Source organism: Methylobacterium sp. NMS14P, assembly GCF_028583545.1.
Lineage (GTDB): Bacteria > Pseudomonadota > Alphaproteobacteria > Rhizobiales > Beijerinckiaceae > Methylobacterium.
Genome location: NZ_CP087106.1, coordinates 1,338,683 through 1,353,784, shown reverse-complemented (window position 1 = coordinate 1,353,784; position 15,102 = coordinate 1,338,683). Strand labels below are relative to the sequence as shown.

12 protein-coding genes are annotated in these 15,102 nt (G+C 69.1%); 9 read left to right on the top strand and 3 right to left on the bottom strand.

Translation table 11 applies throughout. The features are described 5' to 3' along the window. Positions 1-33: 33 nt before the first annotated feature. Both LOK46_RS06325 and LOK46_RS06320 read right to left on the bottom strand, forming a co-directional pair. Positions 34-4,053 (bottom strand): glycosyltransferase, encoded by a 4,020-nt coding sequence (locus tag LOK46_RS06325; protein ID WP_273562991.1) that lies wholly within the window; start codon positions 4,051-4,053, stop codon positions 34-36. 239 nt (positions 4,054-4,292) lie between these two features. Further along, positions 4,293-4,766, bottom strand: coding sequence for an acyltransferase (locus tag LOK46_RS06320; RefSeq protein ID WP_273562990.1), 474 nt, complete (start codon positions 4,764-4,766; stop codon positions 4,293-4,295). Positions 4,767-5,247: 481 nt separating this feature from the next. On the opposite strand from LOK46_RS06320, the gene LOK46_RS06315 reads away from it, so the two are divergent. Next, complete coding sequence (locus LOK46_RS06315; protein WP_273562989.1) at positions 5,248-5,772, top strand: hypothetical protein; 525 nt, start codon at positions 5,248-5,250, stop codon at positions 5,770-5,772. Positions 5,773-5,833: 61 nt separating this feature from the next. Here LOK46_RS06315 and LOK46_RS06310 read toward each other — a convergent pair whose 3' ends face one another. Then, positions 5,834-7,267, bottom strand: coding sequence for an SDR family NAD(P)-dependent oxidoreductase (locus LOK46_RS06310; protein ID WP_273562988.1), 1,434 nt, complete (start codon positions 7,265-7,267; stop codon positions 5,834-5,836). Between the two features lie 190 nt (positions 7,268-7,457). Here LOK46_RS06310 and LOK46_RS06305 point away from each other — a divergent pair, with 190 nt between their 5' ends. The 8 genes from LOK46_RS06305 (at position 7,458) to LOK46_RS06270 (ending at position 14,978) form a co-directional block, all read left to right on the top strand. Continuing rightward, positions 7,458-9,065 (top strand): HAD-IIIC family phosphatase, encoded by a 1,608-nt coding sequence (locus LOK46_RS06305; RefSeq protein WP_273562987.1) that lies wholly within the window; start codon positions 7,458-7,460, stop codon positions 9,063-9,065. Next, positions 9,031-9,342 carry a hypothetical protein gene (locus tag LOK46_RS06300; RefSeq protein WP_273562986.1) on the top strand — a complete coding sequence of 104 codons (312 nt, stop codon included), beginning with the start codon at positions 9,031-9,033 and terminating at the stop codon, positions 9,340-9,342. The genes LOK46_RS06305 and LOK46_RS06300 overlap by 35 nt, the downstream gene beginning before the upstream one ends. After that, positions 9,335-10,375 (top strand): ketoacyl-ACP synthase III, encoded by a 1,041-nt coding sequence (locus LOK46_RS06295; RefSeq protein ID WP_273562985.1) that lies wholly within the window; start codon positions 9,335-9,337, stop codon positions 10,373-10,375. The genes LOK46_RS06300 and LOK46_RS06295 overlap by 8 nt, the downstream gene beginning before the upstream one ends. After that, complete coding sequence (locus tag LOK46_RS06290) at positions 10,372-10,599, top strand: hypothetical protein (RefSeq protein ID WP_273562984.1); 228 nt, start codon at positions 10,372-10,374, stop codon at positions 10,597-10,599. The genes LOK46_RS06295 and LOK46_RS06290 overlap by 4 nt, the downstream gene beginning before the upstream one ends. 14 nt (positions 10,600-10,613) lie before the next feature. After that, positions 10,614-11,336 (top strand): SDR family NAD(P)-dependent oxidoreductase, encoded by a 723-nt coding sequence (locus tag LOK46_RS06285; protein ID WP_273562983.1) that lies wholly within the window; start codon positions 10,614-10,616, stop codon positions 11,334-11,336. Beyond that, on the top strand, positions 11,333-11,983 hold the full coding sequence (locus LOK46_RS06280) for a PglD-related sugar-binding protein (RefSeq protein WP_273562982.1): 651 nt from the start codon (positions 11,333-11,335) through the stop codon (positions 11,981-11,983). Before LOK46_RS06285 ends, LOK46_RS06280 begins: the two co-directional genes overlap by 4 nt. Before the next feature lie 705 nt (positions 11,984-12,688). After that, a complete protein-coding gene (locus LOK46_RS06275; RefSeq protein ID WP_273562981.1) occupies positions 12,689-13,912 on the top strand; it encodes a class I SAM-dependent methyltransferase in 1,224 nt (407 codons plus the stop codon). A 37-nt stretch (positions 13,913-13,949) separates the two neighbouring features. Beyond that, the gene (locus LOK46_RS06270; protein WP_273562980.1) at positions 13,950-14,978 is read left to right on the top strand and encodes a methyltransferase domain-containing protein; all 1,029 of its coding nucleotides are present in this window, start codon (positions 13,950-13,952) and stop codon (positions 14,976-14,978) included. Positions 14,979-15,102: the final 124 nt, after the last annotated feature.

Sequence of the window (15,102 nt, the reverse complement as noted above, 5' to 3'; positions counted from 1 at the left end):
TGGTTGCCGGGCCTGCTTCGATGAGAAAAGGGGCTAAAGTGCGTTGGCCGGTGCCCCCCGGTCGGATGAGTGGCGGGTCGCGAGATCATAGTAGTCGCGCAGGAGGCCCTCGTAGGTCGCGGCTTGAATAAGCCGGGCGCGGCGGTCATCCGCCGTCATGTCAATGGCCAGCAGGCGGTCGTTGCAGGCGGCGGGATCGGTGACGAGCGCGCGGGGCAGGAGATGGCCGTCCGGCCGACCGCGCAGCCGCTCGGCCGGCGCGCCGAGGTCGAAAGCCGCCACCGGCAAGCCGGTGCGCAGGGCCAGGGTCAGCGCGTATGCGTAGGTCTCGGGCCAGATCGACGGCAGTAGCACGAGGTCGGCCGAGACCTGTGTGACGAGATCGAGTGTCTCGTCATCCTCCCAGTGGCGGCTGGTCTCGGCGATCTGGAGGGCTGCCCGGGCGACCCGGTCGAGGGTCGGATCGTCTGTGGAGTACCGCCCCGTCTCGGCAACGCCGGCGCGCTCCAGCCCGCTCGTCAGGGCCGGGTCCGAGTGACCTACGATCGAGAAGTGCAGCGGCAAATCCCGCTTGCGCGCGTCCGAGGCTAGGGCCTGCAGGAACAGGCCGCCCTCAGGGAGGCTGATCGCGCCGAGCACGGCGACGCGGCGGATTCGGCCGGGCCGCTGGAGGGCGGTCGAGCGCACCGACCGCTCCGGCTCGACGTGCGGCCGCACCGTGACCGACAGATCCGGGTACACCGTCCGGATCCGGGCCGCCGTGTCGGAGGACGGCGCGAACACCCGCGCGGCGCCGGCCAGGAACGCCCCGAACGCCGCCCGCCGCTCGCCCGGATCCGGCTCCTCGAACCCGTCCGCGTCCACCGCCAGGCACGACCGGCACTCCGCCACCGGCGCCAGGCCGCAGTAGCGCCCGTCCGGCTGCACCAGGTGGTTGCGGTGGCACACCGGCGAGTAGTCGTGCAGCGTCCACGCGTAGGGCCGCCCCGAGCCCGCCACCACCGCCATCAGCGCCCGCGCCGCGCCCCAGCGCAGCCCCGCCAGCGAGTGCACGTGGATCAGAACCGGCGCCAGCTGCCCGACGAACTCCGCGAGCTCGGCCGCGTCGCGCGGCAGGTACAGGCTGTCGAGGTTGGGCAGGTACAGGAACTCGGGGCCGCGATACGAGACGTGGACCTCGAGGTTGCGGGTCCGGTCGATCTGCAGCAGCACCACGCTCAGGCCCTCGGCCCGGGCCAGCGCGACCATGTCGTCGATGTGCCGCTGGATGCCCCCGCCCCAGCTGTGGGTCACGTACAGCAGCGCCCGCCCGGCGAAGTGCCGGGCCAGCCGCGCCCGGTCGAGCCGCGCCCGCCCGCGCCGGCCGGGATCGGCCTGGACGAACTGGCCGACCCGGGCCGGGTAGTCGGGGTGCTTGGCCAGCAGCGCCGCCTGGCCCTGGTCGTACTCGCCGCCCGCGTCGAGCCCGAACGAGATCTGGCCGGCATGGTGGACGAACACGTCCTCGGCGAGCAGGTTGACGAAGCCGGCCTTGGTGGCGCGCAGGCACCAGTCGTTCTCCTCGCCGTAGCCCTTGCCGAAGGCCTCGGCGTCGAGGTCGCCGACGGCGTCGAGGGCGGCGGCGGTCATGTACATGCAGAAGCCGACGCCGGTGGGCACGGGCACGGCGCGGCCGCGGTTGACCTGCGCGGCCACGCGGTCGAGGTCGGGCCGGGCGATCTCGAGCGGCATGGTGTTGTTGGCGTTGAAGCGCGGGTAGGAGCAGATCGTGGCGTTGTTGGACAGGGGCGTGACGCTGCCCACGGGCAGCCCTGCGCCCATCCCTGCCCCGGCCTCTGCCCCAGCCTCTGCCCCTCCTTCCGTGCCGGACCCGGCCCGAGGCTCGGCGTTGTGTTCGGCGTTGTGTTCGGCGTGGGCGACGAGGCGGTCGAGCCAGTCGCCGAAGACTTCAGCGTCGGAGTTGAGCAGGACGACGGCGCGGCCCTGGCGCAGGCCGAGGGCGCGGTTGACCGAGCGGACGAAGCCGAGGTTGCGCTCGTTCTCGACGAGGTGGAACAGGCCGCGTCCGGCGAGGGCGGCCAGCTCCGCGGTGAGCTGCGGGTCGGGGGAGCGGTCGTTGACGGCGAGCAGGGTGAAGGGGGTGGCCTGGGGCGCCGACAGGCAGGCGTGGAGGGCGCGCAGGGTCTCGCCGCGGCCCTTGTAGACCGGGACGATGACGACGACGCGGGCCTGCGCGATGGGCAGGGCCCGGGGCAGGCGGTCCCAGTCGTCGGCCGCCGGGGCCTCCATGGGCGGGTAGGTGCCGAGATCCTCGGGGCAGCCCATCAACCCGGCGGCCCGGCCGGTGCGCACGTAGTGCAGGAACGGCGACTCCCTGGGACCCAGCAGGTGCCCGTAGGCCCGGCGGTAGAAGCGGGTCGAGAAGGTCTTGCTCGGGTCGCGGTCCTCCTCCTGGCCGTGGGACAGGAAGTGGATCGCCGGGCCGTTCTCGAAGCCGCGCGTGTCGGGGTAGCGCTTGACGTACCAGGGCGCGTCGAAGAGCGGCTCGATCAGGCGGGCCTGCTCGAACAGCTCCGCGTCCTCCTCGGCCGGCGGAGCGCCGTAGCGCGGATTGAAGGCCTCGCCCGCGAGGTCGTCGCCGCGCAGCAGGGCCCGGGCGAGGTGGTGGACGAAGGGCGGGACGCCCGTCGCCTCCGCGGAGGGGTGGTGCGCGCGGTAGGCCCAGCCATTGAAATCGGGCCTGGGGTTGCGGCCTTTCCGCCAGCCGGTGTCGCAGTAGTCGCGCAGCGCGTCCTCCGCCTCCGACAGCCCGTAGCGCGCCCGGTAGAAGCCGTGGTCGAAATGCCCCGCCACCAGCCGCGCCTGCAGGTCCAGGAACGCGTCCCGGTCGAGGGTCTCCCGCCCGATCGCCCCCAGCCAGCCCGTGTCCTCGACCGGCGCCCGCGCCGGCCGCAGCCCGCAGACCCGCAGCAGCGCCGCCAGCGTCGAGCGCCCCGGGCCGGGATCGCGCAGCTCCCGCCAGCCCGCCTCGGCGAAGTGCAGGAACGGCTCGCGCCCGCCCACGTCCGGGTAGGTCGCCCGGTACCAGTCCGCGTCCACCGCCGGCAGGTTCAGCCGGTGCGGCCCCGCGAACGGCTCGGCCCCCGTCAGCCGGGTCTCGGCGACGTAGCGAAAGAACGGGTCGTCCGCGACCGCCCGGCTGCCGGCCCGCGCCTGCACGTAGCTGGCCGGGTCGAAGTCCGGCCGCGGGCCGATCCGCGCCCGCCAGCCCTCCGCCACGTAGTGGCGCAGCAACTCCGTGTCCGAGGCATCGGCCAGCGCCTCGGCCTGCGGTCCGGGCAGGCACCGCCGGTAATGGGCGGCGTCGAAGTAGGGGGCGAGCGTCTCGATCCGCAGCGCGAGCGCGGCCTCCGGGTCGGGGCGGGCCTTTCCGCCGTGGAGGACGTAGTGGACCAGCGGGTTCCGGGTGGCGAAGGTGATCCCGCGGCTGAGGCAGTAGGCCAGGGTGTCGAAGTGCGGCGCCGGCTCGCGGCCCTCGCGCCAGCCGGAGGCCATGTAGTGGTCGACCGGGTCGACGCCGGCGGCGGCGAGGTCGGGGTTGCCGGCGAGATAGTAGGCGCCGTCGACGAGGCGGCGGGCGAGGCGGTGGGCCTCGGCCGTTTCGGGCTTGGGCAGGGCGGCCGCCTCCCCCGCCCCTTCACGTCCGGCGCGGCGGCGCGCGAGGGCGTGCAGGAGCGGGTTGATGCCGGCGCGGGCGAGGTGGGGATGGGTGGCAAGGTAGGCGGCGGAGTCGAAGTCGGGGCGCGGGTCGCGGCCCGCGCGCCAGCCGTGGACGAGGTAGTCGCGCACCGGGTCGGCCGTGATCCCGTACCAGCTCGCGTAGAACGCCGTGTCAAAGTGCGGGGCCAGGGCGGCGAACTGCGCGTCCGCGGTGACGAGATCGTCCGCCGCCGGCAGGCCGCGGCGGGCCGCCAGCCGGATCAGCGGGTTGCCGCTCGCGCGGACCGGGCCGGAGCGCGCCCAGCGATGGTACAGGCCGCGGATCTGCTTCAACGCGCGGCGCCCGTTCTGTCGCGCGACGGCCGCCGATCGCCGTCGGAGGGCGTGTCGGAATCGGCGCTGGGTTCGAGGCCTGGAGCTCGGGTGAGCATGTGTTCGCGCGGGCTGGATCGAAGGCGTCTCGGCGCGCCGGGCAGGGTGCCGCGCCGCCGGCTCATCGCCCTAACGGAACGCGCGCGCGGGGTAAACAACCGCACGCCCTGCCCGACGTCCCGCGCGCGCGCCCAGCGCGGTCAGATCAGGTCGGACCGCCACGTCACGTTCTCCCGCACGATCCGCGCGGGGTTGCCGGCGGCCACGCAATGGGGCGGCACCGTCCCGGTGACGACGGCGTGCGCGCCGACGATCGCGTTGTCGCCGATGACCGTGCCCTTGAGCAGCGTGGCCTGATTGGCGATCCAGACGTGGTTGCCGACCCGCACGGGCTTGGCCGGGTTCAGCCGCGCGCCGGTGTCCCGGGTGACGATGGAGTGGAAGTCGCTCGTCGTCATCCAGACGCCTGACGCGATCGAGCAGTCCGTGCCGATCTCGATCGCCTTTCCCTCGACGGGGTTGAGATGGACGAGCCCGGTGAAGCCGGTCCGGTCGCCGATGCGCAGCACCGAGCCGGGGCCGATATAGATGTTGGCCATCGACAGCCGCACGTCCTCGCCGACATCGAATCGGCAATTCGACTCGATGACGATGTGCATGTCCTTGTCGGACACGCAGCCCCTGCCTATGCGGATGTAGTTGTTGTCACCGTTGACGTAGATTTTTCCCGCTTGGCTGTGCTGATCCCGCGAATCAATGTCGATGACATTATTCTCCCCTTTGTCGAAGATATTCAAAGACATAATTCGCTCTGCGGGATCTATGAACGCCCCTGGGTGCGGCGCGGCCGGCGTCCCGGAGCGGACGGCCGCACATCGAACCCGCGGAAGGAAGTTCGCCTTCTGACATGACGATTACGGTATCGGCGTGCCGAGATCGGGATCCGTCGACATTCGGCGGTCGCGCCGATGCCTCCGAGCCGGCATCGGCGTTTCAGGAATGTCTCTAAGCCATCGGGCGCTGTCCTCACAACTCGCGCGGGGATCGTGCGCCCGCGGCCGGGCGCGGTCGGCGCGCCTCTCCGCGGCTGTTGACGCCGGGAGGCACCTGTGAGGTATGCCGTCAGTCAGCGAAAACATGGGATGAGGCCGTCCGGTGGCTGAGAACAACACCCTGACGAAGGCCCTGGTGGACGTTCGGGCGCGCAGGGCCGCGCTGCAGAGCGACTACGACCGGATCGCGGCCGAGCTGACCAAGCTCCGGGCGGCGGAGGCGGCGCTGACGTCCATCGTCGAGGGGATCCCGCTGGAGGCCTCCGGTCTCCACGCCCCCGAGGGACCGCGGGCCGCCGCGGCCGACCGCGCCGCGCCCGCCTCCGGCGGACGGCGGGGCGCCCGCGGTCCCCGGGCCAACTCTGCCAAGGGGCGGCTGAAAGCGCTGCTCGGCTCGGCCGGCCCGCAGGGCCTGTCGCACGCCGAGATCGCGGAGCGGCTGCCCGACGTCGCGCCCAACACCCTCAACACCTATCTCAGCATGCTGGTGACCGGCGGTGAGGCGATCCGGAACGGCGACTTCTTCACCGCCGCCGCGGCGCCCGACGGGGCCGAGGACGGGGACGCCGAGGTCGAGGCGGATCCGGACACGGACGAACAGGTCCGGCACGACGCCGCCGCGGAGTGATCCCGGCGCCGGGCTCGGACAGGGCCCTCCGATACGGTCCCGTGCCCGCCACGCCCACGGGTCAGGCGGCCGCCGACATCCGCCGGATGATCGGCAGCATCAGCGCGCTCGGCGCGGCGGCCGGCACGGGGAAGATCGTGGCGGTCTGGTCCGTCTTCACCCGGGGCAGCCGCTCGATCACGGTCCGCAGGTTCGGGAGCGTGCGCGCCAGGGTCGCGGCGAGCGTCTCGCCAGCGATCTTGGCCATCACGTATTCCAGGGTGTCGCGGGGCGCCTCGTCGATGGCGCTGGTCGACGGGTAGAAGGCCGCCAGGGCGTCGCCGCGCTCCAGGCAGAACTGGCTCAGCTCGTAGAAGGCGGTGTTGTAGACGCGCATCATCTCGTCCAAGCAGGCCGGCTCGAAGGGGGCGCGCTTCTGGCGGAAGATGCGGGGCGTCGCGAAATGGTAGAGCTGCGACGGGCGCATCGCCAGCGCCGCCAGCTGCGGCGCGGTCGGCTCGGCTGCGTCGTAGCGGAGGACCTGGCAGCGCTCGCCGGCGTCGCGGATCTCCCGGGCGATCGTCTCCGCCTCGTCGGCGCCGGACGCGTAGGTGATGCAGACCGCCCCGCCCCCCGCGGCGATCAGCTTGGCGGTCGCGGCGCCGAGGCCCCGCGACCCGCCGACGATCAGCGCGGACACCGCCGCGAAGGCGCCCGGCTCCACCAGCGCCGCGAGTTCCCGCAGGCTCTCCTGCTCCACCGGCCGCGGGCGGACGAAGCCTTCGACCCGGGCGACGAGGCCGGGGCCGACGGCGTCCAGCGTCACCGATTGCAGCATCGGCTGGAACCGCTTCACGGCGTAGCCGAGGCTCAAGCCGGTTCCGCCCTCTGTGACGGTCACGTCGATCTTCGAGAGGATCGAGTGGAGGCCGGGCACGAACATGCCGACGAGTGTCGAGAGACCCCCCAGGGCCGCAACCCGGCCCGGGCCGAGGGCGCGGGCGAGGCGCGGCGCCAGCGCGGCGATCGCCGCCGGGTCCGGCAGCGCGAAGGCGCCGGCGAGGCCCGGCAGCGCCGCCGGATCGCGGGCGACCGGCTCCGCGGGGATCGCGGTCGGCGCCGCCTCGACCGCTTGGGCCGGGGCCCGGTCCGCCGCGAAGGTCGCCTGGATCGTCAGAGTGCGGACGCCATCCACCGCCAGGGACAGGCGCAGCTGCCGCGTGTCCGCCTCGTGGACCGTCAGGACGGTGCGGTCCCCGACCAGCACGAATCGCTCGAACCGCATCTGGAGCGTCGCGAGCCGGTCGAGGGGATGGGCGTCCGCGCAGGCATCGAGGGCCCAGAGGGCGGCGTGGACACCGTGGACGGCGCGCTCGCCGGCGAGCGTCCGCCGGGCCATCCGCGCGTCCATGTGCATCGGGTTCACGTCGCCGGTCGCCCGCGCGAAGGCGGCCTGATGGGCCTCGGTCCAGGTCCGCGTCGTAGCGGCGGCCTCGTCCGAACCGGATCCGTTCATCGCGCAGCTCCTCCTCGGCCGGTCCCCGTCCGGTCCACGCCCCGGCCGGGCCGGCCGGCCGCCGGATGCCCGGCCCCTTGCTTTATGGCACGCGATCTCGCAAGAGGGCGGCGCTCGCACGCACGGAAAGGGGCCGGTCGATCGCCGGAGGGCAGGCATCCGCAGGGTGTCGCAGGGACCGGTATCGAGGATGACCACGGCTCGCGCCCTGTCGATCGGTTTCGTCGGAAACGTCGTCACCAACCCGTTCGGGAAGGTGGCGGGCCGCCTCGCGAATCTCGCCACGGTCTCGTGCGAGCATCTCCCCATCGGGCAGATCGAGCAGGTGCTGGCGGGACCCGCCGCCGCCGACGTCCTGATCGTTCATCTCGACCACCGCTGGTTCTTCGACGTCGCCCCGGACGAGGCGGCCGTGGACCGCGCGCGCGGCCTCGCCGAGCTGGTCTCGGCGCGGCTCGCCCGGGCACCGGGGACGATCATCCTCAACACCGTGCCGTTCGTGCCGGTCTCCTCCGTCGAGAGCGACCTCCACGACCAGCTGGAGGCGCTGGCGCGGGTGAACGCGGTGCTGTTCGACCTCGCCCGGGTGCAGGAGCGGGTCAGCGTCGTCGACGCCGCCGGCGCGCTGGCGCTGCTCGGCTTCGCCAACGCCTTCCGCGAGCGCAACCGGTACATGTACCAGATGCCCTACGCCCCGGCCGCCGTGGACGCGCTCAGCGAGCGCTACGCCGACGCCGTCGCGGCGCGGCTGCGGGCGCGGCGCAAGGTGGTGGTGGTCGACGCCGACAACACCCTCTGGGGCGGCGTCGTCGGCGAGGACGGCGTCGAGAACCTGGAGGTCGACAGCGACTATCCGGGGATCGTCCACACGCAGCTCCAGCGCCAGCTCCTGCGCCTGAAGGGCCTCGGGATCCTGCTCTGCGCGGTGACCAAGAACAACGAGGAGGATTTCCGCGCGGTCTTCGCCCAGCGCGCGATGCCGCTCCGCCTCGACGATTTCGTGTCCTACCGTAGCAACTGGTCGGAGAAGAGCGAGAACATCCGCGACCTCGCCGCGACCCTGAACCTCGGCCTCGACAGCTTCATCTTCCTCGACGACAACCCGTTCGAGATCGAGGAGGTGCGCGCCCGGCTCCCCGGCGTCGAGTGCCACCTGTTCGACCGGACGCGGCCCGAGCAGGCCATGGCCCTACTCGACGGCATCGCCTCCTTGCGCGCCCGGAACGTGACCGCCGAGGATTTGGCCAAGACCGATCAGTATCGGGGCGAGGCGCAGCGGCAGGAGCTGCAGCGCTCGGCCGCCTCGATGGACGAGTACCTCGCCTCGCTGGAGATTTGCGTTCACATCGCCCGCAACAATCCGGGCTCCCTGCGGCGCGTCACGCAGCTGATCAACAAGACCAACCAGTTCAACCTGATCACCCGGCGCTACACCGAGGACGAGGTCGCCACCGCCATGCATGAGGGCAGCGTCTACGCGGCCCGGGTGGTCGATCGCTTCGGCGATATGGGCATCGTCGGAGTCGCCATCGTCCGGAATGGCGCGCTCGAGACCTTCCTGATGAGCTGCCGGGCGCTGGGGCGCCGCATTGAGAGCCAAGTTCTGCGCTACATCTGCCGAAAGGAGGCCGATCCGGAGCTGCGGGCCCAGTATCGCCCGAGCACGAAGAACCGGATGGTCGAGACCTTCCTGGACGAGAACGGGTTCGAACTCCTCGGCTCTGGCCCCGATGGCAAGAACTATCGACTGACTCGAGGACCGGATGACACCGCATACATCCACATCGTCGCGGAGTGATGGCGCGGCCACCGCGGCCTGCACCACCCTGAACCGTCTGATCGAGACCTGGGGGCGCCCGGAGCTGAGCGCGCTCGGCCCGGAGGACGACCTATTCGACAGGATCGACTCCTTCGCGGTGGTGGAGTTGCTGCTCGAGACCGAATCCGAGGTTGAGAAGACCGTGGGCCGCTACGTGCCGCTCGCCGACGAGAGCATCCTCGACAGCACCCGCTCGCCGCTACGGCGGCTGCAGAGCTGGTTCGACTACGTAGCGGACGCAGTCGCCCGTGGCTGAGCTGCGCTTCCGGAATGCCGGCCTCGCCGGACTGGTCACCACGGTCGGCGGCCGCGCGCTCGCCTTCGATGCGGAAGCCGCCGATCTCGGGATGGCGCCCGAGGAGGCCGAGCGGCTCAAGCGCGCGATGGGCTTCATCACGCGCCACGTGGTCGTCCGCGTCGACACCACGACGGCCGACCTGTGCCTGCACTCGGCCCGGCATCTCCTCGACGGCCTCGGCCTGCGGCCGGAGGATCTCGACGGGCTGATCCTGGTCACCCAGACACCGGATTACAGCTCGCCCTCAACCGCGATCTCGATGCAGCACCGGCTCGGGATGCGCACCGACACGCTCTGCTTCGACATGCGGCTGGGCTGCAGCGGCTTCGTGTACGGGCTCTCGGTGGCATACAGCCTCGTGGAATCGGGACTGCGGCGGATCCTGCTCTGCGTCGGCGACGTGGCGAGCCGGATGGTCGCCCGGGACGACCGGGCGATCACCCCGATCATGGGCGATGCCGGCGCCGCCGTGCTGGTCGAGCGGCGCGCGACCGAGAGCGTGTTCCAGCTCCACAGCGACGGCTCCGGCGAGAAGGCCCTGTTCATCCCGCACAGCGGCCTACGCGCGGATCCCGAGGACCGGGACAAGCCCGCCTCCATGCACATGGACGGCGCGCAGGTGTTCAACTTCACGCTGAAGCGCGTGCCGGCGCTGATCACCGACATCCTGTCGGCCGCCGACTGGCGGCCGGAGGAGCCGGACTTCTACGTGCTGCACCAGCCGAACAAGTACATTCTCAAGAACCTGCAGCGGCGGCTCGGCCTGGACGACAGCAAGCTTCCCTCGGGCACGCAATCCGTCTACGGGAACCAGAATTCGGCCTCGATCCCGGGCACGATCTCGGGATTCCTGGCGGAGGATTTCACGCACCGGCCGCTGCGCGCGGTGCTGGCCGGGTTCGGCGTGGGCCTGAGCTGGGGTGCGTGCGCGGTCACAATGGACGGGCTCTACGCACCGCCCGTCCTGAAGTTCGAGGGGAGTGCGTCATGACCGAGGCTGGGTTCCTGGACGAGCTCGGCGCGATCCTGGATCAGCCAGGGCCGCTCGCGCGTGGCCAGAGGCTGGGCGAGATCGAGACCTTCGACTCCCTCGGCATCCTCAACATCATGGCGCTGTTCGACACGCTCGGTCTCGAGGTCGAGCCGGCGCGGATCGCGGAGGCCGCGACCGCCGACGACCTCTTGGCTATGGCCGGCACAAAGCTGGCCGCCTGAGACCGGGGTTGAGCATGGCGGAGGCCGCGGGACACATCCTCGTCGTCGGAGCGAGCAGCGGCATCGGCCGGGCCGTCGCGGAGAGGTTCGCCGGGCAGGGCGCGGTCACCGCCCTCGCTCGCCGGGCGGACCGGCTGGCCGAGCTCGCCGGTGCTGGGATCGCGACGGTTGCGGCGGACGTGACCGACTTGGCGGCGATCGGCGGCGTGCTTCAAGCCGTAGTCGCCGAGCGCGGTCCCCTGACGGGCCTCGTTTATTGCGCGGGCGTGCAGGTTATCAAGCCGATGCGCAGCCTCGGGGCGGAGGAGGTTGAGCGGCTTTATACGACGAACCTCGTCGCGCCGACCCTGTTCGCAGCAGCCTTCGGCAGTGCCCGGATCTCGACCCGGGACGCCGTGTTCTGCGCCGTCTCCTCGGTGGCCGCCCAGCGCCCGGAGCCGGCGATCGTTCCCTACGCCGCCTCGAAGGCGGGGCTCGACGTCCTGATCCGCGGCCTCGCGCGGGAACTCGCGCCCCGGCGGGCCGTCGCCGTGTCGCCGGGCTGGCTCGACACGGAGATGACCCAGGCGCATGCGCGCCTGTACGGCGACGACTTCAAGGCGACGCTAGAGAAGCGGAGCCCGGCCGGGGCGGCGACGGTGGCGTCAGTCGTCGACGCCATCGCGTTCCTGATGTCGCCGCAAGCGCGGCACGTGACCGGCGAGATCCTGCGGGTCGACGGCGGGGCCGCGCTGTGACGGGCGGCGGCAAGAACCTGGCGCTGATCGGCGGCGGCGGCTTCTCGAAGGAAATTGCCGAGGTCGCCCAGTTGTGCGGCTACACCATCGCGTCGACCTACTCGACCGCCCCACAGGTCGCCGTCGGCCGGTATCGCGGCTACCTCGACGACTTGCTGGTCGATCGCGCGGAATACGACGGTGTGGCGCTGGCCGTGGGTGGCGTGAGCCGGGCCGCGATCCAGGCGCGGGCAGAGATCATCGCGTGGCTGGACCGCCACGCCCTGCCCTGCCCACCCCTCGTCTCGCCGCACGCGATCGTCAGCCAAGGCGTCGCGCTGGGCGCAGGCGCCTTCGTCGCTCATGGCGTGATCGTCAACCTCGATGCGCGATTGGGTAGGTTCTCCGTGCTGAATACCGGCGCCATCATCGGCCACGATGCGGAGATCGGGGACAACACTACGATTTCGCCGGCCGCCTTCATCGGTGGTCGCTGTACGATCGGCGGCTACAGCTTGGTCGGCCCCCTGGCCAAGGTGCTGCAGGGCCTGAAGGTTGGAGAGCGGGCCATGATCGGTGTCGGATGCACCGTGCTGCGCTCCGTGGCGGACGGAGCTACGATTTGGCCCAAGCCCGACAATCCGTTGGCGGCATCAGACCAAGCATGAGCAAGGTGGGGTTTTCGTGAGCGCAATGCATCGCAGCTTGCGAACCGTCAGGCATCACGGGATCCAGCCAGACGCACCGAGCCTTCGACATGGCGTCCATGAATGCAGCGTCCCAGGAGGGCAGCCGGTCCCGGCAATCCGGTGACCGACGCAAGGCGTTCGCGTTTCCTCCCCAGCCCGTCGCGCTAAATCACGTTCCGCCAGCGACCCTCAAGACACGTTGACGAAGGCCATTGTGAGCGCAGTCGATTGTGGAAGGCCAGTATGTCAGTCCCTCGGGCGGCTGCGGAGGTTCCGGCTCTGAGCGATGACCTCCAGAGCTGCTCACCCGGGCTTTGTGAGCGCCGCGTCGGCGCCAATCGCCGTCTGCGGGCGTAAGCCCGAGCTTGGAGGACCTGGCGAGTATCGGCTTGATCCACGGCGCGATGACCGACGCCCAAAATCTGCTCGTCCTCAAGGATCTGGTCTTACGCTTCGGGGCCACGGGCGCCGGACTGGCATCCGAGCCTCGTCGTGCACCTTGGCAGCACTTGGCTGCTGATCCGGGATCAATGCATCCGGCTCGTGCGGCTAGAGCCCGGGGTGCTATCGACGGCGCGGGCATAGATCGGCATAACGCGTCCTTAGCAGACGAATGAGGGGGCGCTGTCGGGCCTAGCGCGGAACGCTGCTGTATCGAGAAAGCCGAAGAGGAGGCACGATAGGATGTATGAGCCTGTCAATTATCGATCGCGTTCGCGGGCCGATATTGAGAAAGCGGCTGTCCGAGCCATAGAAATCTACAATAATTTGTACTCTATAGCCTTGTCGTATGTGCAGAAGCCGATCTCCGGCCTCAAGATCCTAGAGATCGGGCCCGGATCAGATTTCGGCCCACAGCTTCTGCTGGCGTCCCAAGGCGCTAGCGTCATAGTGGCCGATCGCTTTCTCGCACGGTGGTACGAGGACTACCATCGGCCGCTGTACGAGACGCTGCTGCGGCGATGGGACGGCCCAGCCGACGCATTGAAGCGCTGTCTGGCGGACGGAGGCTATGCGAATTCGGGCGTTCAACTGCTGGAGGAGCCGGCGGAAGATCTGTCCTCGATCGCGACCGCGAGCATCGACTTGATAACCTCGTTCGCAGTCTTGGAGCATATCTCCGATCTCTCGGCGGTCGTGCGGGAGCTCAGCCGCGTCAGTGTCCCGGGGGCGATCTCGTATCACGGCATTGACATGCGCTATCATGCGTTCTTCGAGCGCCCGTTGGAGCACCTCATTCCGGCCGACGATGAGTTCCTCCGCGTTGCGGAGCCGGCCTTCTTTGAGATGGGCAACCGCATCCGATCGAGTGAGTTCTGGGCCGCGTTCGAGGCGGAAGGCCTTGAGGTCGTCGCACGCATCCCGACCTCTGTACCCGAAGAGGCGTACTTTCAGGACGCGTTGCCGCGCATCCGCACTGGCCGCTCATCCTACCGGCTGTGGCCGGAAAACGACTTGCGCATTGACACCGCCGCCTTCGTCCTTCGCCGGGACGAGGCGGGCTCGGAGATGGTGCGTGAACGGGGTCGCAGCGCCCGCGATCTGATAGCTGCCCTCAAGGACGCCGCCGTCGCCAAGCCGCCCAACGAGGCTGATGATCCTCATGTCTTCATCGATATCGATTGCGAGCGTGTCGCTTCAAGCGGTGGGTTCAGCTGGGTCTATCAATTGTCGCAGGTGCAGGAAAACGACGGCAGTCACGGGCGCTGGTCCGAGATGCAACTCTTCGAAGACGATCGGCCACTCGGCCCCTCACATACGCCGCACGTCGAAATCCAGCAGCGCGGCGCGGGTCGGTTCACCCATTGGCGGCACGAACTGTACTTCGCGACCTCGGACAACAGCGATCCAAAATCGAATGGGCGTCGTTACGTTGTCAAAGTGCAGAGATCATCGTTGAAAGAGTAGTGCGTTAAGCGCACGGTCATAAACCGAGATCAGGCGAATGAATATTGAAGACGATCCTTCTGTCGAAGTTATTCGTGCAGCTATTGAACTTGTCACGAGCTTCGAGAAGCACAAGGTCTTCGATCGGCTTCGGCTGCTGATGTCTGAGGAGGCCGCGACGAAGGTGCGGGAGCAGTTCGCCAGCGAGCAGCGCTGGCTTACACCATTCGACTGGCCGTTCCTCCACGAGGCGTCTCAGAAATTAAATTCTATATTGTCCGACAACTGGCTGTATCCGTACGGCCCACGGAAGTATCGTGACCAGCTGAATTACATCAAGTCGTTATGGAATTTTGTCGCTCTCGATGGGATGAGGGCACTCGATTTCGGCTCGGGCCATACCGCCCCGCACCTCATGTCCACGTTCCTCTACATCAACGGAGCGACCACAAGCTTCTCCGTCGAACCCCTGCCGATCGCGGATGAGGCCGACGCGGCGCGCATGGTCCTGCACTTTCTCCTGCTTGCCCTCCAGGATCCTAAGGCATGGACGGTAGGCCGCTCGGATCCTTCGAGATTGGTCGAACGGGCCGCCCAATTTGATCTATCAAATCTGTCTTCGGGCCGGCTCGCAGGGTCGTTCGATCGTACCGGAGTCGATTACCGTAACGGCCTAGCTGAGCAATATGACAATATTTCCGACTTGGATCTGATATACTCTATTGCCGTATTCGAGCATATCATGAAGCTTGACGAAGTTTTTTCGATGCTTATCGGCAAGCTCAAGCCGGGCGGTCATATGTGTCATGTGATCGATTTTTCGGACCACAATTTCCATGCGGGTCTCACCCCACTGCGATGGGCCTATATGACACCCGGCGGTGGTGACGGCAATGGGATCAACAGAGTAAGACTCAGCCGTATGGTCGAAATCATGCGGCGATCGGGATTAGAAATCCTGCACATCGACCGCTGGAAATCCGAGTCCTCAAAGCAAATTCGAGGTAACCTGCTCCCGGAGTATGAAAATCTCTCGGACGAAGATCTGGAGACCTATACGGCAACGATTATCGCGAGAAAAATGTAGGCCTGAACTCTCGGCGGCATCATCCGGTCGTCTCCGAGGCCGTGTCGTCATCGGACGGTGGCACAGCGAGGCGCAACTGGTGGCGATGGTCACGTGAGCGTGGCCCACGAAACAGGTCGACGGT